Genomic DNA, 18,697 nt, shown 5'->3' with positions numbered 1-18,697 from the left:
AAAGGAGTGCGCGACCATGCACGCAGAAGCACAAATGGACCTGGAAACCTTGCGCAGGTCCGCCGACAGCGCTTGTCGCTTGATGAAGGTGTTGTCCAACCCCGACCGCCTGCTGCTGCTATGTCAGCTGACGCAGGGTGAAAAGCGTGTGGGTGAACTGGAAGAGTTGGTGGGCATCTCCCAGCCCACCTTGTCGCAGCAGCTGGGCGTATTGCGCGAGGAGGGCCTCGTCAACACGCGCCGTGACGGCAAAAACATCTATTACGAGATCGCCAGCCCCCAGGCCTTGGCGGTGATGAACGTGCTGTTTGAACAATTTTGTGGCCCCGCCCAGGAGAGCAAGCCATGCTGATCGACTGGACCCATTTCACTCCCTGGGCTGCGCTCGCTGGCGGCGTTTTGCTGGGCCTTGCCTCGGCGCTTTTTGTGCTCCTCAACGGACGCGTTCTGGGCATCAGCGGCATTGTGGGTGGGCTGTTGCGCCCCCGCGCTGGGGACATTGGTTGGCGCTTGGCTTTTGTGCTGGGCATGCTGGTAGCCCCCAGTCTCTATTGGCTGGTAGTCGGCCCCACACAGCCGCGCATTGATGCGAGCTGGGGCATGGTGGTGATCGCTGGCCTGCTGGTGGGTGTCGGTACCCGCTACGGATCGGGCTGCACCAGCGGCCACGGGGTGTGCGGACTCTCGCGCATGTCGCCCCGGTCCCTGGTGGCCACCCTGGCCTTCATGGGCGCTGGGTTTGTCACCGTCTTTCTCATCCGGCACGCGCTGGGCTGACCCAGCCTACATCGGAGCATTGATCGCTATGAAAAATCGCATTACAGAGTTCCTGATGGGTCTGATCTTCGGAATGGGCCTCATCGTCTCGGGCATGACCGACCCTGGCAAGGTGCTGGGCTTTCTGGACCTGGCTGGCTTGTGGGACCCGTCGCTGGCATTCGTAATGGGCGGCGCGATTGCGGTGGGCGTCTTTGCGTTCGCTGCGGCCAAGAAACGCACCACCAGTTTCCTGGGAGGCGCGATGCATCTGCCCACGTCGCGCGACATCGATCGCCGCCTGGTGGTCGGGAGCCTCATCTTTGGTGCGGGCTGGGGCATTGCAGGCTTTTGCCCGGGGCCCGCCATCGTTTCGGCGGGCGCGGGCCAGCCCAAAGCCATCGTGTTTGTGATGGCGATGCTGGCGGGCATGTGGCTGTTTGAACTGGCCGAACGCATGTCCCACCGCGCCCCACCTACCCAGACCGGAGCCCGCTGACATGCCGCTGCAGATCATTGCCCTGACCCCCGACTTCGCAGTGTCGCCCCAGCTGGCCACCACGGACTTTGCCTTTTTGGCCCAGCAGGGCTTCAAGACCATCATCAACAACCGGCCCGACGGGGAGGGCGGTGGCGCACAACCCACCAGCCCTGAAATGGAGCGCGCCGCCACGGTGGCCGGACTTCATTACGTGTACCTGCCTGTTGTGAGCGGTTCCATCACGCCGGAACAGGTAAGGGCCATGCACAAGGTCGTGATCTCCGCCCCCAAGCCCACGTTGGCGTATTGCCGTTCGGGTGCCAGGTCTGCCCAGTTGTTTGGACTGACGCAGACCCTGGATGCCGAGGCGTCCTGATCACCCGGGAGCCATCATGAACTTCATACCCGGCTGGGTCCGCAACTACCAGAAGTCCTGGCTCTCCGGGGACATGGTTGCCGGTGTGATCGTGACGGTGATGCTCATCCCGCAGAGCCTGGCCTACGCGCTGCTGGCGGGCTTGCCCCCCGAGGTCGGCTTGTACGCCAGCATCCTGCCCATCATTGCGTATGCCATGCTGGGGTCCAGCATGACGCTGGCTGTGGGCCCGGTGGCAGTCGCTTCGCTCATGACGGCGAGCGCCCTGCAGCCCCTGGCTGCCGCTGGCTCGCCCGACTACGTGGCGCTGGCCATGTTGCTGTCGCTGCTCTCCGGGGGCATGTTGCTGCTGTTTGGGGTGTTGCGGTTGGGTTTTCTGGCCCACTTTTTGAGTCATCCTGTGATCAGCGGTTTTATCTCTGGCTCGGCCGTGCTCATTGCTGTGGGGCAGGTCAAGCACCTGCTGGGCGTGAAGGCGGGCGGTACCGACGTCTTTGACACCGTGGTGCAGCTCGCGCACGCGGCGCCCGGAACCAACCTGGTCACGCTGGGCATTGGTGCGGGCAGCGTGTTGTTTCTCGTGCTGGCGCGCAAGTCTTTGTCCCCTTGGCTGGTCCGCCTGGGCGCCAGCCCTCGGTTGGCAGACATCGCATCCAAACTGGCGCCGATGCTGGCGGTGATGGTGTCCACTGCCTTGGTGGCCGCCATGCGCTGGGACCAGACGGCAGGGGTCAGCATTGTCGGCACGGTGCCCCAGGGCCTGCCACAGCTTGGGCTGCCGGCAGTTTCTATGGCGTCTGTGGGCTCGCTGTGGCTGCCTGCGCTGCTGATCTCGCTGGTGGGCTTTGTGGAAAGTGTGTCGGTAGCGCAATCGCTGGCGCTCAAGCGGCAGCAGCGCATTCAGCCCAACCGGGAGCTGCTGGGCTTGGGAGCGGCCAATGTCGCCAGTGCGCTGTCGGGCGGTTTCCCCGTCACGGGCGGCTTTGCGCGCTCGGTCGTCAATTTTGCCGCCGGAGCCAACACGCCCCTGGCAGGTGTCATTTCTGCCGTGCTGATGGGTGTGGTGATTGCCGCGCTGACCGGGCTGTTTCACTATCTGCCCCATGCCGTGCTGGCGGCAACCATCATCGTGGCGGTGGTGTCCCTGATTGACGTCGAGACACTGCGCGAGGCCTGGCATTACGACAAGGCGGATGCCATGGCCCTGCTGGCCACCGCAGGGGGAGTGATCGCTTTGGGCGTGGAAGTCGGCATCCTGATGGGGGTGGCGTTGTCGCTGGGCACTTTGGTGTGGCGCAGCAGCCATCCGCACATTGCGGTTGTGGGGCGCGTGCCTGGCACGGAGCATTTCCGCAACGTCGCCCGCCATGCAGTCACTACCGAACCCGGCCTGATTGCCGTGCGGGTCGACGAAAGCCTGTATTTCGCCAATTCGGACGCGTTGCTCGATAAGGTGGAGTCTCTGGTGGCGGCACAGCCTGACACGCACTATGTGCTGTTGGTGTGCTCGGCCATCAACCAGATCGACACCACAGCCTTGGGGGTGCTCACCGACCTGGAGCGCAGCCTGGCCCAGCGCGGCATGGCATTGCTGCTGGCAGAGGTCAAAGGGCCTGTGCTGGACCGCCTGCAGACCACGCCGCTGGGGCTGCGTTTGGAGGGCAGGGTGTTTCTGAGCACCCATGCAGCGTTCCAATTTGCAAACCGCGAGGCGACTGTCTCGCCCAACCCATCGCCATCGCTGGCCCGATAGCGTGCAGCGGGTGGACGGCGACTGACGGCACGGGTGCATTGAGCCCCATCCACAGCCCTTTTGCGCTTGGACTTTGCCTGTGTTCGCCATCGAACAGACCGTGCCCCGCCTGCTGCTTACATTCCGTCTCACATCCCTGCAGGGTGTGACGTAACGGGGGCGCAAGACGCTGCCACTCCACGTCCTGCGCGCAGGGTCCAGCAGTGGTCGGAACAAAAGGCGTTCTATGCACGTGAATCGAGAGAGCCGGCAGCTTGGTCCTGCCGAGCGCAGCGCTGCACCCCAAATTCCCCCGGCGCGGTGGCTGTGGTTTGCGACGGCATTTGCCACCCTGTTGGGCAGCGCCAGTACGTGGGCGGCCCCGATGACGCAGCCTCTTGAATCCATCGAAGCGCTGAGTCAGCGGTGGGTGCCTGGCCCTGTGGCATATGCGGTGCTGTCCACTATGGCGGCGCTGCTGGCCATGATCATCGTGGTGATGATGGTGTATGCCACTCGGCATGGAGTGCTCACACTGAACCGCCTGCTAGGGCACCAGCGCCATCCGTACCTGGACATCGATCAGGCGGACTGGCCGCTGATCACGGTGTTCATCGCTGCCCACAACGAAGAACAGGTGATCGCCGGATGCTTGCAGGCCCTGCTGGACACCAATTACCCGCTCGACCGGCTGAAGGTGGTGCCGGTCAACGACCGGTCTACCGATGGCACGCGCGCCATCATCGATGACTGGGTAGGCCGTTACCCGGGGCGAATCGTGCCGTTTCACCGTACCAAGGGCAAGCCAGGCAAGGCCGCAGCGCTCAAGGACGCCCTGCAGCATGCGCAGGGCGACATTGTGATCATCTTCGATGCCGACTATGTGCCCGGTCGTGGGCTGCTCAAGCAGCTAGTGGCGCCATTTTTCGACCCCGAGGTGGGGGCAGTGATGGGCCGTGTGGTGCCGGTCAATACGGGGGTGAACCTGCTCACACGCATGCTGGATCTGGAGCGAAGCGGCGGCTACCAGGTGGACCAGCAGGCCCGTATGAACCTTCGCCTGGTGCCCCAGTACGGCGGCACCGTGGGTGGCGTGCGCTGCTCGGCTGTGGCTGCGGTGGGCGGCTGGCACGACGATACGCTGGCCGAAGACACGGACATTACCTATCGGCTTTTGCTCAACGGCTGGAAGACTGTTTACACCAATAGGTCCGAGTGCTATGAGGAGGTGCCTCAGGACTGGCAGGTGCGCATCAAGCAGATCAAGCGCTGGGCCAAGGGGCACAACCAAGTGATGGTGCGCTATGGCTTGCGCTTTGCATTCAGTCCCTACCTGAGCTGGCGAGAACGCCTGGACGGGCTGCTGCTTTTGTGTGTTTTTGTGCTGCCGCCGTTGCTGCTGGTGGGTTGGCTGCTGGCGCTGGGCCTGTATTTTTTCAATGCCGGGGACATGCTGACGGGGCTGATCTCCTTGTTTGCGCTCATGGCCTATGGCACGCTGGGTAACTTCGCCGCGTTTTTTGAGATCGCCGTAGCGGTGCTGCTGGACGGCAAACGCAGGCGGTTGCGGCTGCTGCCGCTCAGCTTGCTGGGCTTCGTGATCAGCCTGTTTGCCATATCGTCATCGGTGTGGGGGCAGTTGATGGACAAGCTGCTGCGCCGCGACATGGTGTGGGACAAGACCGTGCGCTACCGGCAACCGAGCGTCGAACAATGAACACCGCCTTGTTCTACCTGGCCTTTGTATTGATCAGCTCGGGATTGATGGTGATTGCCTTTGGTCCCACCTGGCGCGAGTGGCGGCACCCCACCGATACCGAGGCATTGCAGGTGCTGCCGCACTACACCACCGACATCGATCATTTCGCTGACCGGTTCCGCGCGCTGGTGCAGGCCCACCAGGCGCAAGTGCCGGGTCCTTATGCCAACGAGTTTGATTTTGCGCCGGTGTCACTGGAGGGCGTGAACTGGGCCGGCATGCTGCGACCCCTGGTTTGCCTAGGCTCGGTCAAGCCGCAGACAGCGATCCAATGTGCTGCACCGCTGTTCGTGCATGGTGACTTCGAAGCACCGGCCCGCAGCCGCTTTGTGGGCCTGCTGGCGCAGGGCCGTATCCGGCTGGGTGCGGGTAGCGATGTGGGGCAGTGGGCACATGCCGACGCGTCCCTGCATCTGGCCCAGGGCTGTTCGGGGCTGCGGCGCCTGTCTTCATCGACCGCCGTGGAGCTGGAGGCCGATTGCTGTTTTGAGCGGATCCAGGCGCCACACATCCGCTTTGGTGGTGATGCGGCCCTGCAAGCTGAACGCGAGCATGCGCCTTTGATCGAGGCCAGCTTTGATCGGCTGGAGGGTGCGCTTCGCCAGAGCGAGCAGGTGACGCTCGTGCGCGGCGACTGTAAGCTGCCACGCATGCACCGGTATCACGGCTCGCTGGTGGTCACGGGGCGTTTGCTCATTGGGGCTGGCACCGTGATTGAAGGCGACGTGAAAGCCCGTGGAGGCATCGTCATGGGCGACCACGCGCGGGTGCAGGGCTCGCTATGCAGTGAAAAGCAGATCCAGCTCCTGGACCATGCCCAGGTGGCCGGACCCGTGGTGTCCGAATCGGGCATCCTGCTCGGCGCTGGGGTACAGGTGGGCTCGCCGCAGGCCCTCACCACCGTCAGCGCAGAAACCATCATGGCGGAGGCGGGTGCCCGGGCGCATGGCACCGTGTGGGCCCGCCAACTGGGCATTGTGTGGTCGGCGTGAACGCGGCGCACCCGCATTGCATGGCTGGTCGGTGGCCTGCACCCTCGCATTGTTCCATCTGCTAAAGCGCCACAGAGGGCTTCCCCTTGCCACATCCCACCGTTACTCCCCACAGCCGCCAAGACCGCGAGCTGGCTTTTAATGCTGCGCGCGGCCTGTTGGCGCAGGCCCAACAAACCCACAGGCACCAGTTGCCCCACCGCGCTCTCAGCCGCATCCGGCTCAACCCATGGCTGCTTTTGCAAATGGTGGGGCTGCCGGTGGTGTGGTTGTCTCTGATCTACGCATTGCGGGAGCCTCTGCACGGTTTTTGGCGCAGCTACCTGCTCACCTGGGCGCGGTGGCTGCATATGCCGCTGCAGCCAGCGGCAGTGTCATCACGCCAGGACCTGTTGGGGATAAGCTGGTTGCCAGGCGCGGGTGACCTGGGGCTGTCCATCACCACTGGTGCTGCCCTGGCTGCCGTGCTGACTGTGGTGGCCTGGGGGCTGGCACTGCGCCTGCGAGGGCGATGGCTTCCCGCGCAGTATCTAGTGCGGGTGCTGTGCGTGGTGCAGGCGCTGGCGCTGCTGTACTTCTGGTTTGCGCCGATGCCGTTCCCGCACTTGGTGCTGAACCATGTCATGGACCTGCTGGATGCTGGCTATCTGCTCATTCTGGCCATACCGGTGCTGATGGCGCTCGGCTACTACCCGCTGCAAATCAGCTGGCAGGCCAAGGTCGTGCATACCTTGCTTATCTTGTTGTTCTTTGGGGTCATGGTGCCGCAGCAAGCCATGGTGCACCTGCTGGTTCTGCAGCACTTGTCGGTGGTATTCATGCCCGTGCTGTACCTGTGTTTCGGGGCGCTTTTCGACATGATGGTGTTTGTGGCTCTGTATGCATGGGCGGCCAGCACGGCCCCCTTGTCCGCTACACATTAGGGCGCTCATTCCCCTGTCGGGTCTGTTCAGCCGTACCCTCTGCGGCGCTGCCAGGTTCACCTGTCTGTACGCCTGCGTACGCAGTGAAGAAATCGGAGGCATCTTCTGCAAAATAAGTACGCCACCCTTTACCCGGGGGTGTCGGCCTTCCTGGCAGTGCGCTTCTTTTTGCGCTGTTGCTCTCCAGATGTTGAAAGCGGTGTCCGGGCTTGCGTTCGGAGATCGTGCACATGCGGCGTCGTTCATTGCTAGAAAAGGTGCCAGCCTTGGGGGCTGGGTTGCTTTTGTGTTCGGCCAGCTGGGCGTCAGAAGCTCGCGCGCCCATCGATGCTGTAGCGGAGATCAAGGCGTTGCGCATCCTGTCGGGTCCCTATGCCGGTGGCTACGAGCTGGCGCCCAATGGACGCCTGAACTGGTACTTCGCCAACCTGGGATTGTTGCCCTTGGTGCCCATGCTCAGTGTGCCGGATCTGGAAACATACGTCCTCCCGTATCTGAATCTGTACCTAGCCAGCACCGATCCTGTCACCAGCACCATTGCGGATATTGAGTTCCCCTATGGCCGGGCCAACACCTCGGTGGTCAAGAAGGTGCTGGCTGACTCGGACGACGCCTATGCATCCACCTTTCTGTCTCTAGCGTCGCGCTATGTGGCGGCCAGTGGCAATTGGGCCTGGTGGGAGGCGCGCAAAGCGGCCCTCAAAAATATCGCTTACCGCAACCTTGCATTGACTGCCAAGCCTTCGGGGCTGACTGCAGTGTTTCAGGCGCCGCGCAGCCGGACCAACGCCAGCGGCTACCTCATGGACAACTGCGAAGGTTACCGAGGTCTGCGCGACTTTGCGGCGGTGCTGCGGTCGCGCAGCGAACTGTCTGAAGCCAACTACTATGACCTGCTGGCGACCAATACCGCAGAAGGCATTGCGCGCCAGCTCTACAAGGCCCCAGAGCAGTCATTTTTGGCCAGCGACGCCGCGCTGGCACCCAGCGCAGAGTTTTACCCTGGCACCACTTGTCAGGTGTACCCGCAGGCCTTTGGATTGCGCGAGCTGACCGGGCTGTTTGCAGCAGGGTGGAACTGTCTCAACACGCGCTCACCAGGCTGGGAAACCGGGCGCTATGACCCTTTCCCGTGGGCCATCCTCGGGTACGTTGCCGCGCTTCGAGGGCAGGGCAGCCAGGCGCGTACACAACTGGCGGCCATGGAAAAAACCTTTGCGGCCAACCGCAGCCTGGTCACCATCAACGAATTGGGTTTCTATCTGCGCACCAAAGCCGTGTTGGGCGGGAGCACGGCGGCATGAGGGCTGGCTTGCGTAAGCTCCATGTACGCCAGCAGACAGACAGAGATGGCGTCTCCTCCGAGAATTCAAAACGATCCCGTCCTGCTGTCAAGAAGCCGCACATCGACCAATCCCTCGCGAACCGACTGCTGGCCCTTTTGCGGCCTACAGAGCGGTCGCGCCTGCTGTCCGTTGCCGAGTGGGTCGAACTGGAAAGCCAGCAAGTATTGGGGCGAGCGGGTGAACGACTCAGCCATGTGTACTTTCCCACCAACAGCATGATCTCGTTGCTCTCCAACCTGGAGGGCGCGCGGCACTTTGAGGCCGGACAGATCGGCTTTGAGGGCATGTTGGGTGCCAGCGCAGGGCTGGGGGTGACGGCCTCGGCCTTTGATGCGGTGGTTTCGGGGGCAGGCCAGGCATGGCGAATCCAGCTGGATGCCTGGCGCAGCCATTGTTTGGCCAGCCGGACGCTGAGCCTGCTGACCACCCGCTATCTGTATGTCGAGCTATCGCAAATGGGCACGATGGTGGCCTGCGGGCACTTTCATTCGCTGGAGCAGCGTCTGGCGCGGTTTCTGCTGATGAGCGAAACGCGGCTGCGCACCCCCGACATCCAGATGACCCATGAGACGCTGGCGCACCTGCTGGGGGTACGCCGGGCCGGTGTGACGCTGGCGGCCGGCAAGCTGCAAGAGAGCGGCGTAATCCAGTACACGCGCGGGCATATCCTTGTGCTGGACCGGGAGGCATTGCTGGCGCAAAGCTGTGGGTGCTTTGACCAGGATCTGGAGACCTATGAACGGGTCATGTCAGGCGCTGTTGCTTAGACGCTGCAGGCTCGGACAACCTAGGGCAGTTCCCAAAACAGCGACAGCTTGGCGCCGTTGCGGGAATAGTAGGGGTTGCGGTAGCGCTCTAAGCCCGCAGTAATGCCCCACTGTGGGCCCAGCCACTGCCGCAGTGTGAGCTGTGACTGGCGACTGTCAAAGTTGACCAGAGATACCCCATTGCCAATGGCCTGGTAGCCCTCGGCCCCCCAGCCGTGGCGGGCGATGATCTGCGTGTGGTGCGCGCGCCCCCAGGTGGCCGCCACAAACTGCTGATGGGTACGCACGCCACCGGGGGAGCTGTTGTTGAAGCGTATTTCTGCCTGTACCACCCACGGCAGATCGAAATAGTAAGTGGACCCGAGGCTGACGTTGCGGTCGATGTGGCCGTCTGGCGCTCGGTAGTAACCTGCCCCTAGGGTGGCCACCCATTGGCGTGTGGGCAGCATCTTGCGGTTGATGAACCCGTCCACACGGTAGCGCGGCAGGTAAGCAACACCATCGCCTGCGCCCACCGACAGCATGGAGAACCAGTCTTCGTTCCAGGTCATGGTGTCGGACAGCCCGATGAACCGGCCCGACTCTCCAAACCGCCGCATGGTGGCGATTTCCATGCCGAGCAGCTGGTTGTTCACACCCCATTGGCCGCGCACGCCAGCTTCATGCCAGTTGCCATACCCGTTGGTGAGGGTGTGGCGGCTGGTGTAGGCCTCAATGCCCCGGACCGGGGCCGGCAGGTCTGCAACGTCTTGCGCATGGGCTGCAGGTAAGGCATGGGCCAGCAACCCCAGTGCCAGAACAAGGGACGGGACAGGGCGGTGGATGTAGTGGGTGTTCATGGTGACCGTGCGGGGGTGTGACGAGGACTGATGCAGTTAGTTGTGTCCACGGCGGCACTGATGGCCTTGGACTGCAGGATTTGCGCGGCGACTTCGTCCGTCACCGTCCAGTGGGCGCCGTGCCGATGGGGCAGGGCGGTACGAAGCCAACAGCGGGCAGAGGGGATGTCGCGTTGCTGCAGTGCCACCACAGCCACCAGACCCCAGGCAAAGTCGTCCTTCACCTGGGCCAGCCATTCGTTGCGGTGCTCAGCCATCCAGCGGCGGTAATGCGCGGGCGCCCCACCAGGGATCAGCGGAAAACGCACCAACAGCGGAAAGATCTGCGCCACGGCGTCGGGGTAGAAGGCATGTGCGGTCTCACGCTGTCCGGGCTGGGTGGAAACCAGGTAGCGCTTGCGCTGATCGTCCCAGAACACGGCCGCCAGAGTTTTGGTGAAGTTGGGGTGGCGCGCGTTTTGTGCCGCCTTGTGGGTGAGCGGGTAGGCCCACAGCTCCAGGTTGTCCATGAGCAACCCATGTTGGTACACCGGTGAGACCAGGTAAATTCCCTGGTTGGGGTCTACCAACTTGGCCAGCGCCGCACTGGTAGCCATGCGGCTGCGCACCCAACTGGCCTGGCTGCGTTGTGAGGCAGGCATGCTGTCCATGAACGCCAGCCACAGGCCGAGTACAGAGTCGTCGGCATCGGCGGTTTTACATGGGGCCCACACAGGGCCGTTGCGGCAAAAACGGTCAAAGGTCGCGTCGGGCTTTTGCCGCTGTACCAGCCAGGCGCCCCAGGCCTTGGCAGGCGTGGAAATATCCAGCCCATGGCTGTGAGCCAGCAGCAGTGCCTGCAAGGCAAAGTAGGGATCTACCGTGTCGCCCTGGTGCTGCACCGAGATGGCGCCCGAGGTATCGGCATACCCCTCCAGATCGAGCACAGCCGCCGACGTACAAAGTGGTGCTGCAAGAACGAAGCACGCCAGAGCGTTGCCTATCCAGCGCTTCAGGCCAGAGTGGGTCTGTGACAGATGAAGGCACTTGGGAGCTAGAGAGTCTGGTGTCAATGGGTGATCCGTGGCATGGAAAGCCATGGTCAGCGTATAGGCACAGAGCTGTCTGTTCGATACCGTACATAAGGCGGTGAGTTCGATAGCGCACAGACCGTCTCGGTCCAAGGCCCCACCGTCGGTGTTCGCCTTGGCCTGGGGTGCGGGTTATCTGGCGAATCTCATTCAACAGGACTACCCATGACTACGCAAAAAATGTTCGGAACCGACGGCGTGCGCGCCCAAGTGGGTATGGAACCCATGACTCCCCAGACCATCATGCGGCTGGCGCACGCCTGCGGCCAGCTGCTCAGCCGTCAGCACACGGGACTGAACCCGCGACCTGTGGTGGCAGTGGGCACCGACACGCGCGGGTCGGCCCCCATGTTTGAGGCGGCCTTGCAGGCGGGGTTTTCTGCGGCCGGTGTGGACACGGTGATGTGCGGCGAGTTGCCCACACCCGGCGTGGCCTACCTGACGCGCTTGCGCGGCTACCAGGCGGGTGTGGTGGTGAGTGCATCGCACAACCCTTGTGAGGACAACGGGGTAAAGTTCTTTTCGGCCACAGGTGACAAGCTGCCCGACGGCATGGAGGCCGAGATCGAACGCACCATGGCCCAGCCCATGGTCTGTTTGCCATCGTCTCGGTTGGGCCGCGTGTCCCTGCTGCCGGAGGCCTCCGATCTATACATCCAGTTTTGCCGGCAGGCATTGCCGGCAGGTCTGCACCTGCAGGGTATGAAGATCGTCATTGACGCCGCCCATGGCGCCTGCCACCGCATCGCCCCCGAGGTGTTCCGACAGTTGGGCGCGGAGGTGGTTGCGGTGGGCGCCTCGCCTGATGGGCAGAACATCAATGACAACGTGGGCGCCACGTCGCCCAAGCACCTGAGCGAGGCCGTGCTGGCTCACAAAGCAGATGTCGGCGTGGCGCTGGACGGCGATGGAGACCGGTTGGTGATGGTGGACAGCGAGGGCCGCATCTATGCGGGTGACGAGCTGCTGTACGTGCTGGCCGTGGATGCCCAGACCAACGATGGCTTGCAGGGTGGGGTGGTGGGCACGGTGATGAGCAACCAGGGGCTGGAGCAAGCGCTGCTGCGCCGTGGGCTGGACTTTGCAAGGTCTGCCGTGGGTGACCGGCATGTGCTGGAGCTGCTCAAGCAGCGGGGTTGGCGCTTGGGCGGCGAGGGCTCGGGCCACCTGATCGGGCTGGACTGGCACAGCACCGGAGACGGCGTGATGTCAGCCTTGCGGGTGGTTGCTGCCGTGAAGCGCTCGCAGCGCAGCTTGTCGCAGCTGTGCAGCGATCTGCGCATGAACGCTCAGTGCTTGGTCAATGTGCCCGTGACCCGTGGTGCGGGGATGGCCGACAACACCTGGATGCCCCACTTCCAGCTGCGGGCCGAAAAGTTGCTGGGCGACGATGGGCGGGTGCTCCTGCGTGCCTCGGGCACCGAGCCTGTTGTGCGGGTGCTAGTGGAGTGCCGTACTGCACTCAGGGCGCAGCGGATGGCCAGCCGGTTTGCCAAAGAGGTCAGCCAACTGCTGACCGCACCCGCGGCGCTGGATACAGTTACCGCCTGAACGGCCGCCGTCCCCGCACCATCCTGGATGGTGGTAGGGCCGCAAGCGCTGTCAGTCCACCGTGCAGAGCCGGTCTGCAATGTGCTGCGCGGTGTGGCCATCGCCAAACGGGCTGCTTTCCAGCTGCATGCTGCGGTACGCCCCATCGTCGCGCAGCAGGCGTGCCGCCTCAGTCACCATGCGGCGGATGTCTGTGCCAACCAGTACCGCACCACCAGCTTCCACCAGCTCCTGCCGCTCGGTGCTGTCGCGCGCAATCAGCACTGGCCGCCTCAGCGCAGAGGCTTCTTCCTGAATGCCGCCCGAGTCCGTCAGCGTGAAGTAACAGCGTTGCAGCAGGCTGATGAGGGCAGGGTAGTCCATGGGTTCGGTCAGACACACCCGTTTGCGCAGGTCGTCCGGCAATGCGTCGATCACCGGCCTCACCGCCTGACTGACGGCTGGGTTGGGGTGAAGCGGCCAGACCACAACCAGATCGCCATGGGCCGCCAGCAACTGCCCGATGGCAGTGGCGATATTGCGTATGGGGTCGCCCCAGTTCTCTCGGCGGTGGGCGGTCACCAACAGAAGCCGCTGGTTTATTTGCTGATCTAGAAACTCTGCGACCATTGCTGGTACCACTGAAGACAAACCGGACGACAAGACAGAAGGCGCGGACGATGCATTGGTCTGCAGGCGCTCCTGCGTCCAGCGCGCCGCGTCAATCACCGTATTGCCGACGACGGAGATACAGGCGTCTGCGATGCCTTCGCGCAAAAGGTTGTCCCGGGTCCGCGCCGTCGGTGCGAAGTGCCAGTGGGCGAGCCGTGCAATCAGCTCCCGGTTTTTTTCCTCCGGAAACGGCTCGCGTGTGCCTGTGCGCAAACCCGCCTCGATGTGGGCGACCGGCTTGTCGTTGTAGTAGCCGCTCAGCGCTCCGACCAGCGCAGACGTGGTGTCGCCCTGCACCAGCACCACATCGGGCTGGGTTTCGTCCACCAGCCTGTCCACTCCTTCCAGCAACAGCGCCGTGAGGTCGCCCAACCTCGGTGTGCGCCGCTCTAGTGCCAAGCGCAGGTCTGGCCCCATGTCAAAAAATCGGTAAAGCACCTCGGCCACCTCGGCGTGCTGCCCGGTGTGGAGCACCACCACGCGGTGGCCGCGCAGCTTTAGCTCGCGATGCAACGGTGCCATCTTGATGATCTCAGGGCGGGTGCCTAAACACGCAAGGTAAGTGGTCATGGGTTCTTTCAACGCAGCGGCGCTCGCGTTTTGGTGGGAGGCGTTGGAACCAGTCCAGACGGACTTTTCGGAAGGAAGACTTGGGAGAACGCCGCCACAGCAGGTGCCCCCAAAGCCGACGCATGGTGTGGCTCGGGGGCGTGGAGTGTCTGTTCGACACCGCACAGAGTGTGTATTTGGTAGTTAACATAATATACATCGTATCTAGTATCAATGATGTCATTCCAACGAAGCGCCAATGCGCCGTCGGCCCTGCATCCTGCTCAAGCCGCTACCATCACCGCCCATGAACCTTCCCACCCAAGCACCTTCTACATCGTCCATCCACTTCGGTCATCAGGGCCGCGTCTGCATCGTCACGGGTGGCGCCCAAGGCATTGGCGAGGCCTGTGTCCGCCGCTTTGCGGCCGAAGGCGCCAAGCCGGTGATCGTCGACGTGGACGATGCGCGTGGCCAGGCGCTGGCGCAGGAGCTGGGCGCGCTGTATGTGCGCTGCGATGTGGGCGATAAATCGCAAGTGGATGCACTGGTGGCCCAGACCCTGGCGGCCCATGGGCGCATCGACGTTTTGGTGAACAACGCGGGCATCTTTCGCGCGGCAGACTTTCTGGAGGTAACCGAGGCCGACTTTGACGCGGTGCTGCGGGTCAACCTCAAGGGCTCGTTCCTGGTCGGCCAGGCGGTGGCGCGGGCCATGGTGGTATCGGGAGGCGGTTCGATCGTGAACATGAGCTCGGTCAACGGTGTGCTGACCATTCCCAATATCTCCAGCTACAACGTGAGCAAAGGCGGCGTGAACCAGCTCACGCGGGTGATGGCGCTGGCATTGGCCGACAAGAACATCCGCGTGAACGCGGTGGCGCCGGGCACTATCGCCACCGAGCTGGCCGCCAAGGCCGTGCTGACCAGCGATGAGGCCAAGAACAAGATCATGAGCCGCACGCCCATGAAGCGGCTGGGCGAGCCGTCCGAGATTGCCGATGTGGTGGCCTGGCTGGCCAGCGATGCGGCCAGCTATGTGACCGGCGAGATTGTGACCGTGGACGGTGGGCGCATGACGCTCAACTACACCGTGCCGGTCTGACGCACTTCGGGCCACTCCTTTTTTGATAGCTGCCAGCGCATTATTCACTAGGGCTAGCGGCTATTTTCGTCACTTTCAAACCTGTGGCATGCGCTGCAGCAGCCGGGTGGTACTGCGCGGCCAGCCCACCGGACCGAACCAGGCGCCGCCAGCAATCGCCCAGGCGTTGACCAAGCCGTAAAGCACCAGCGCCGCCCCCTGCGCTGCAAACACGGCGGCCAGTCCACCGCCCCAGCGCAGCGCCAGCCAGCCGCCGGTGACGGCCACCGCCAGGCGCACGATGTTGCCGATCACCGGCCAGAGGAGGCGCCCTGCCCCTTGCGAGGCAAAGTACAGCACCAGGCCCAGGCCGAAGAAGCCGTACACGGGGCCGACGGTGCGCAGATACAGCGCACCCGCTTCCAGCATGGCAGGGTCGCTGTTGAACAGGGACAGCCACGCGTTGGGAAAGGCTGCCGCCCACAGGCCAATCGCCTCGGCCATCACAAACGCCATGGCCGCGCCAATCCAGGTGGCGCGCAAGGCGCGCTCGCGCTGGCCAGCGCCGATGCATGTGCCGACCATGGCCACCAGCGGCGCGCCCAGGCCAAACACCAACGGAACCAGCAGGTATTCCAGCCGCGATGCGGTGCCGTAGCCCGCGATGGCCGCTGTGCCAAAACCACCCACCAATGCGGTCGTGACGCCAATCGCCAGATTGGTGGCGACGGTAGACACCGTGCCCACCAGACCCACCCGCAGGATGTCTTTGAACAGCACCCAACGAAACCGGATGTGCGCAAGCGACGGCCGCAGCAGGCTGCGCGGCGACCACAGGTATGCGGCCAGCACTGCGCTGCCGATCAGGTAATACGCCATCAGCGCAATGGCGCCACCGGCAATGCCCAGGCCCGGCATGGGGCCCCAGCCAAAGATGAACAGTGGCGAAAGCGGCACTAGTACAAACGCGCCCAGCACCGTGACGTAGGCTGGCACAGCCATGTTGCCCGTGCCCCGGATCACTGCCGACAGCGTGTTGAACAGCCAGACCAGAAACGCGCCCGCAAACACCCAGTTGGAATAGACCAGTGCCGCATTCAGCGCGCCGCCCGTGCCACCCATGCGGGTGTAGAGCCAGCGCCCTCCTCCCACCACGCACACGGTAAAGACCAGCGAAAACACCGCCGCAATGGCCAGCGCATGCAGCACCAGCGCGTCGGCATCGTCCCGCCGCCGTGCGCCCAGGGCGCGTGCAATGGCCGAGGCAATGCCGCCGCCCATGGCGCCCGCCGAGGTCATCTGCATCAGCATGACGACCGGAAACACCAGCGCCATGCCCGCCAGCGCATCGGTGCCCAGCTGGCCGACAAAGTAGGTCTCAATCAGCCCGACGCCCGCCTGCGCCAGCATCACCAGCACGTTGGGCGCGGCCAGCCGCAGCAAGGTGGGCGCAATGGGCGCCTCCAGCAGCATGCGGGTGCGCGGGTTCAGGGCCTCGGTCACATCAGGCCCCTGCCCCACCGGCTGCAGGCCGGCGTGGCACCACGATGCGCACGGTAGACAGCTGCAACACATCGCCGTGCTGGTTGCGGGTCTCGCTGCGCACCGTGACCATGCCCCGGTCGGGCTTGGACTTGGAGGGCTGGATCTGCACGACTTCGCTCACCACATGCAGCACATCGGTGGCGCGAGTCGGCCGGGGCCAGCTCAGTTCGCCCCCCGCACCGATGATGCCGCCCGCAATTGGCAGCCCACTGGTCACTTGCAGACGCATGGTCACGGCCGCCGTGTGCCAGCCGCTGGCGGCCAGACCGCCAAACAGCGTCTCGCGCGCAGCGGCGTCGTCCAGGTGAAAGGGCTGCGGGTCGAACTGCGCGGCAAAGGTGGTGATCTGCGCTTCGTCCATGGCGTGTTCGCCGCTTTGGAACTGGTCGCCGACAGACAGGTCGTCCAGGTAGAGCGGGGACGTGGGGGCTGTCGAAACGTTGCTGGCAGGGGTCTGCGTCATGTCGATGGCTTTCGTGGAGAGAAGGTAGTTAGTCAGGCCGCCGTGGCGGCGGGGCGCGCCACGCGCGCTTCTCGGATCGGCAGGTTGACCAGCGCTGCTCCTACGGCCAGCACGATGTCGATGTACCAGACCCAGTCATAGCTGCCGGTGGCCTGGAACACGCTGCCGCCCAGGTAGGCACCCAGGAATCCGCCAATCTGGTGCGACAGCATCACGATGCCGAACAGCATTGCCATGTTGGCCGTGCCAAACATCTTGGCGACCAGTCCGGCCGTGGGTGGTACGGTGGACAGGAAGGTGATGCCCATGACGGCGGCGAAGACCAGCACCACGGCCGGCGTCTTGGGAGCAAACAGGAAAATCAGTACCGCCAGACCTCGCGTGGCGTACAGCAGCGACAGCAGCGACTTCATGCGCCAGCGCCCTACCGCCCAGCCCATGGCCAGGCTGCCCACAATGTTGAACAGCCCGATCACCCCCAGCGACCAGCCCCCTACTTCGGGCGCCAACCCGCACGCTGCAATCACGCCGGGCAAGTGCGTGGCCAGGAACGCCACGTGAAAGCCGCACACCAGAAAGCCTGCCGCCAGATACCGGTAGCTCGGTGTGGCCAGGGCCTGGGCAATGGCCTCGCGCGCGGTCAATGCCTTCTGGCCGGATACCGCAGCAGCCTGTGCCGCCAGAGCATTGGAGTTACCCTTAAGCACCCACACCGCCGGCAGCGCCAGCAGCACCAGCACGCCCAGCCACTGCATCGCACTGGCCCAGCCCACGGCGGCGGTCAGGCTGATGGCGATGGGCGCCATCAAAAACTGCCCGAACGAGCCGCCCGCGTTGACGATGCCGCTGGCCAGCCCGCGCTTTTGAACAGGCACCAGCCGGGCAGTGGCCGCCATCAGCACAGACGGCCCAGCCATGCCTGCGCCGCCTGCGGCCAACACGCCAATCGCAAAAATCAACCCGGCCGTGGTGGTCATATACGGCGTGATGAAGGTGCCCAGCGCCACCAGCGCCACACCGATCAGGATCACGCGACCCGTGCCGATGCGGTCGGCCACAGCCCCGGCAAACGGCTGGGTCAGCCCCCACCACAGTTGGCCAAACGCAAACGCCAGGCTGATGCTGCCGATGCCCAGGCCCGTGGAGGTGTTGAGTGCGGACAGGAACAGGCCCATGGTCTGGCGCGTGCCCATGGTCAGTGCAAAGGCGCCTGCGGCCGCCAGCAGCACCAGCCACAGGGCCAGCGGTGCGGCGGGCTTGGTTGCCGTCGCCTGCGGGGTGTGGTTATTCGTCATGCGCAGTCTCCTGCGCTGGCAGTGCAGCCAGCAAATCGAGCGAGTCGTCCACCAACGCGTGCAAGGCCATCACGCGTTCCACGCCCAGTGCCTCGTTCAGCGCCAGTTGTGCGGCCTTCCAGTGGCGTTGCGCTTCCGCGCGCTTGTCGCGGCCTGCGTCGGTGATGTGCACCAGGCGGCTGCGTGCGTCCGTACCCGCCTTCAGCGTGACCCAGCCCGCATCCACCAACGGACGCAGATTGCGGGTCAGCGTGGACGCATCCATCTTCATCTCCGTGGCCAGATCACCGGGGCGAATCGGGCCCAGCTTGAGCACATGCGACAGCAGCGAATACTGCGTGGTCTTGAGTCCACATTTCGCCATTTCGGCGTCGTAGTGGTTGGCCACGCGGCGCATCAGCTGGCGCAGCTTGAAGTTGGTGCAGCCCTGCGGCAGCACAGGGGCCAGGGTGGATGGGTTGGCTTGCATGGATTTGATTGTATCTGCAATAATTGCATATGCAACTCATGCATTTCAA

Annotated in this window: 19 protein-coding genes; 12 read left to right on the top strand and 7 right to left on the bottom strand. The window is 63.9% G+C overall.

Features of this window, described 5'->3' with window-relative positions; translation table 11 throughout:
- Positions 1–16 precede the first annotated feature (16 nt).
- The 10 genes from ASD75_RS08995 (at position 17) to ASD75_RS08950 (ending at position 9,132) form a co-directional block, all read left to right on the top strand.
- The gene (locus ASD75_RS08995) at positions 17–352 is read left to right on the top strand and encodes a helix-turn-helix transcriptional regulator (RefSeq protein WP_056062726.1); all 336 of its coding nucleotides are present in this window, start codon (positions 17–19) and stop codon (positions 350–352) included.
- Positions 346–777 (top strand): YeeE/YedE family protein, encoded by a 432-nt coding sequence (locus ASD75_RS08990; protein WP_056744892.1) that lies wholly within the window; start codon positions 346–348, stop codon positions 775–777. Before ASD75_RS08995 ends, ASD75_RS08990 begins: the two co-directional genes overlap by 7 nt.
- Before the next feature lie 28 nt (positions 778–805).
- Positions 806–1,255, top strand: coding sequence for a DUF6691 family protein (locus ASD75_RS08985; RefSeq protein WP_056744890.1), 450 nt, complete (start codon positions 806–808; stop codon positions 1,253–1,255).
- Position 1,256: 1 nt separating this feature from the next.
- A complete protein-coding gene (locus tag ASD75_RS08980) occupies positions 1,257–1,613 on the top strand; it encodes a TIGR01244 family sulfur transferase (RefSeq protein ID WP_056744887.1) in 357 nt (118 codons plus the stop codon).
- Positions 1,614–1,629: 16 nt separating this feature from the next.
- On the top strand, positions 1,630–3,366 hold the full coding sequence (locus tag ASD75_RS08975) for a SulP family inorganic anion transporter (protein ID WP_056744885.1): 1,737 nt from the start codon (positions 1,630–1,632) through the stop codon (positions 3,364–3,366).
- A 445-nt stretch (positions 3,367–3,811) separates the two neighbouring features.
- Positions 3,812–5,062: a glycosyltransferase gene (locus ASD75_RS08970; protein ID WP_056745184.1), complete on the top strand. Its 1,251-nt coding sequence runs from the start codon at positions 3,812–3,814 to the stop codon at positions 5,060–5,062.
- Positions 5,059–6,096 carry a polymer-forming cytoskeletal protein gene (locus ASD75_RS08965; protein ID WP_056744883.1) on the top strand — a complete coding sequence of 346 codons (1,038 nt, stop codon included), beginning with the start codon at positions 5,059–5,061 and terminating at the stop codon, positions 6,094–6,096. Before ASD75_RS08970 ends, ASD75_RS08965 begins: the two co-directional genes overlap by 4 nt.
- An 86-nt stretch (positions 6,097–6,182) precedes the next feature.
- Entirely contained in the window at positions 6,183–7,019 is an 837-nt protein-coding gene (locus ASD75_RS08960; protein ID WP_156400980.1) for a hypothetical protein, read from the top strand.
- A gap of 230 nt (positions 7,020–7,249) precedes the next feature.
- Positions 7,250–8,323, top strand: a complete 1,074-nt coding sequence (locus ASD75_RS08955; RefSeq protein WP_056745183.1) for a hypothetical protein — start codon at positions 7,250–7,252, stop codon at positions 8,321–8,323.
- Positions 8,320–9,132 (top strand): Crp/Fnr family transcriptional regulator, encoded by an 813-nt coding sequence (locus tag ASD75_RS08950; RefSeq protein ID WP_235511583.1) that lies wholly within the window; start codon positions 8,320–8,322, stop codon positions 9,130–9,132. Before ASD75_RS08955 ends, ASD75_RS08950 begins: the two co-directional genes overlap by 4 nt.
- A 20-nt stretch (positions 9,133–9,152) precedes the next feature.
- Here the strand turns inward: ASD75_RS08950 and ASD75_RS08945 are convergent, their stop codons facing one another.
- Both ASD75_RS08945 and ASD75_RS08940 read right to left on the bottom strand, forming a co-directional pair.
- A complete protein-coding gene (locus ASD75_RS08945) occupies positions 9,153–9,971 on the bottom strand; it encodes a YaiO family outer membrane beta-barrel protein (protein ID WP_056744879.1) in 819 nt (272 codons plus the stop codon).
- Positions 9,968–10,897 (bottom strand): hypothetical protein, encoded by a 930-nt coding sequence (locus tag ASD75_RS08940; protein WP_056744877.1) that lies wholly within the window; start codon positions 10,895–10,897, stop codon positions 9,968–9,970. Before ASD75_RS08940 ends, ASD75_RS08945 begins: the two co-directional genes overlap by 4 nt.
- A 309-nt stretch (positions 10,898–11,206) precedes the next feature.
- Here ASD75_RS08940 and glmM point away from each other — a divergent pair, with 309 nt between their 5' ends.
- On the top strand, positions 11,207–12,592 hold the full coding sequence (gene glmM / locus ASD75_RS08935; RefSeq protein WP_056744875.1) for a phosphoglucosamine mutase: 1,386 nt from the start codon (positions 11,207–11,209) through the stop codon (positions 12,590–12,592).
- Positions 12,593–12,643: 51 nt separating this feature from the next.
- On the opposite strand, the gene wecB is transcribed toward glmM, so the two are convergent.
- Positions 12,644–13,813, bottom strand: coding sequence for a non-hydrolyzing UDP-N-acetylglucosamine 2-epimerase (gene wecB / locus ASD75_RS08930; RefSeq protein WP_056744874.1), 1,170 nt, complete (start codon positions 13,811–13,813; stop codon positions 12,644–12,646).
- Positions 13,814–14,099: 286 nt separating this feature from the next.
- Between wecB and ASD75_RS08925 the strand changes: the two genes are divergently transcribed.
- Positions 14,100–14,897: an SDR family NAD(P)-dependent oxidoreductase gene (locus tag ASD75_RS08925; RefSeq protein ID WP_056062757.1), complete on the top strand. Its 798-nt coding sequence runs from the start codon at positions 14,100–14,102 to the stop codon at positions 14,895–14,897.
- A gap of 75 nt (positions 14,898–14,972) precedes the next feature.
- Here the strand turns inward: ASD75_RS08925 and ASD75_RS08920 are convergent, their stop codons facing one another.
- The 4 genes from ASD75_RS08920 to ASD75_RS08905 are packed head-to-tail and all read right to left on the bottom strand — an operon-like array spanning position 14,973 to position 18,648.
- Positions 14,973–16,349, bottom strand: a complete 1,377-nt coding sequence (locus ASD75_RS08920; protein ID WP_056745181.1) for an MATE family efflux transporter — start codon at positions 16,347–16,349, stop codon at positions 14,973–14,975.
- Positions 16,350–16,380: 31 nt separating this feature from the next.
- Positions 16,381–16,884, bottom strand: coding sequence for a MaoC family dehydratase (locus tag ASD75_RS08915; protein ID WP_056744872.1), 504 nt, complete (start codon positions 16,882–16,884; stop codon positions 16,381–16,383).
- A 32-nt stretch (positions 16,885–16,916) separates the two neighbouring features.
- Positions 16,917–18,179: an MFS transporter gene (locus ASD75_RS08910; RefSeq protein WP_056744870.1), complete on the bottom strand. Its 1,263-nt coding sequence runs from the start codon at positions 18,177–18,179 to the stop codon at positions 16,917–16,919.
- Entirely contained in the window at positions 18,169–18,648 is a 480-nt protein-coding gene (locus ASD75_RS08905) for a MarR family winged helix-turn-helix transcriptional regulator (protein ID WP_056744868.1), read from the bottom strand. Before ASD75_RS08905 ends, ASD75_RS08910 begins: the two co-directional genes overlap by 11 nt.
- Positions 18,649–18,697: the final 49 nt, after the last annotated feature.

It is taken from the genome of Acidovorax sp. Root568 (assembly GCF_001427445.1).
Classification (GTDB): Bacteria; Pseudomonadota; Gammaproteobacteria; order Burkholderiales; family Burkholderiaceae_C; genus Acidovorax; species Acidovorax delafieldii.
This window is presented reverse-complemented; position numbering and strand designations above follow the sequence as displayed.

Excerpts from the sequence above, each read along its gene's own strand:
- ASD75_RS08990 (WP_056744892.1), top strand. The coding sequence starts at position 346 with ATGCTGATCGACTGGACCCATTTCACTCCCTGGGCTGCGCTCGCTGGC.
- ASD75_RS08975 (WP_056744885.1), top strand. The coding sequence starts at position 1,630 with ATGAACTTCATACCCGGCTGGGTCCGCAACTACCAGAAGTCCTGGCTC.
- ASD75_RS08945 (WP_056744879.1), bottom strand. The coding sequence starts at position 9,971 with ATGAACACCCACTACATCCACCGCCCTGTCCCGTCCCTTGTTCTGGCA.
- wecB (WP_056744874.1), bottom strand. The coding sequence starts at position 13,813 with ATGACCACTTACCTTGCGTGTTTAGGCACCCGCCCTGAGATCATCAAG.
- ASD75_RS08925 (WP_056062757.1), top strand. The coding sequence starts at position 14,100 with ATGAACCTTCCCACCCAAGCACCTTCTACATCGTCCATCCACTTCGGT.
- ASD75_RS08980 (WP_056744887.1), top strand. The coding sequence starts at position 1,257 with ATGCCGCTGCAGATCATTGCCCTGACCCCCGACTTCGCAGTGTCGCCC.
- ASD75_RS08995 (WP_056062726.1), top strand. The coding sequence starts at position 17 with ATGCACGCAGAAGCACAAATGGACCTGGAAACCTTGCGCAGGTCCGCC.
- glmM (WP_056744875.1), top strand. The coding sequence starts at position 11,207 with ATGACTACGCAAAAAATGTTCGGAACCGACGGCGTGCGCGCCCAAGTG.
- ASD75_RS08985 (WP_056744890.1), top strand. The coding sequence starts at position 806 with ATGAAAAATCGCATTACAGAGTTCCTGATGGGTCTGATCTTCGGAATG.
- ASD75_RS08965 (WP_056744883.1), top strand. The coding sequence starts at position 5,059 with ATGAACACCGCCTTGTTCTACCTGGCCTTTGTATTGATCAGCTCGGGA.
- ASD75_RS08905 (WP_056744868.1), bottom strand. The coding sequence starts at position 18,648 with ATGCAAGCCAACCCATCCACCCTGGCCCCTGTGCTGCCGCAGGGCTGC.
- ASD75_RS08955 (WP_056745183.1), top strand. The coding sequence starts at position 7,250 with ATGCGGCGTCGTTCATTGCTAGAAAAGGTGCCAGCCTTGGGGGCTGGG.
- ASD75_RS08950 (WP_235511583.1), top strand. The coding sequence starts at position 8,320 with ATGAGGGCTGGCTTGCGTAAGCTCCATGTACGCCAGCAGACAGACAGA.
- ASD75_RS08970 (WP_056745184.1), top strand. The coding sequence starts at position 3,812 with ATGGCGGCGCTGCTGGCCATGATCATCGTGGTGATGATGGTGTATGCC.
- ASD75_RS08915 (WP_056744872.1), bottom strand. The coding sequence starts at position 16,884 with ATGACGCAGACCCCTGCCAGCAACGTTTCGACAGCCCCCACGTCCCCG.
- ASD75_RS08910 (WP_056744870.1), bottom strand. The coding sequence starts at position 18,179 with ATGACGAATAACCACACCCCGCAGGCGACGGCAACCAAGCCCGCCGCA.
- ASD75_RS08920 (WP_056745181.1), bottom strand. The coding sequence starts at position 16,349 with ATGCTGCTGGAGGCGCCCATTGCGCCCACCTTGCTGCGGCTGGCCGCG.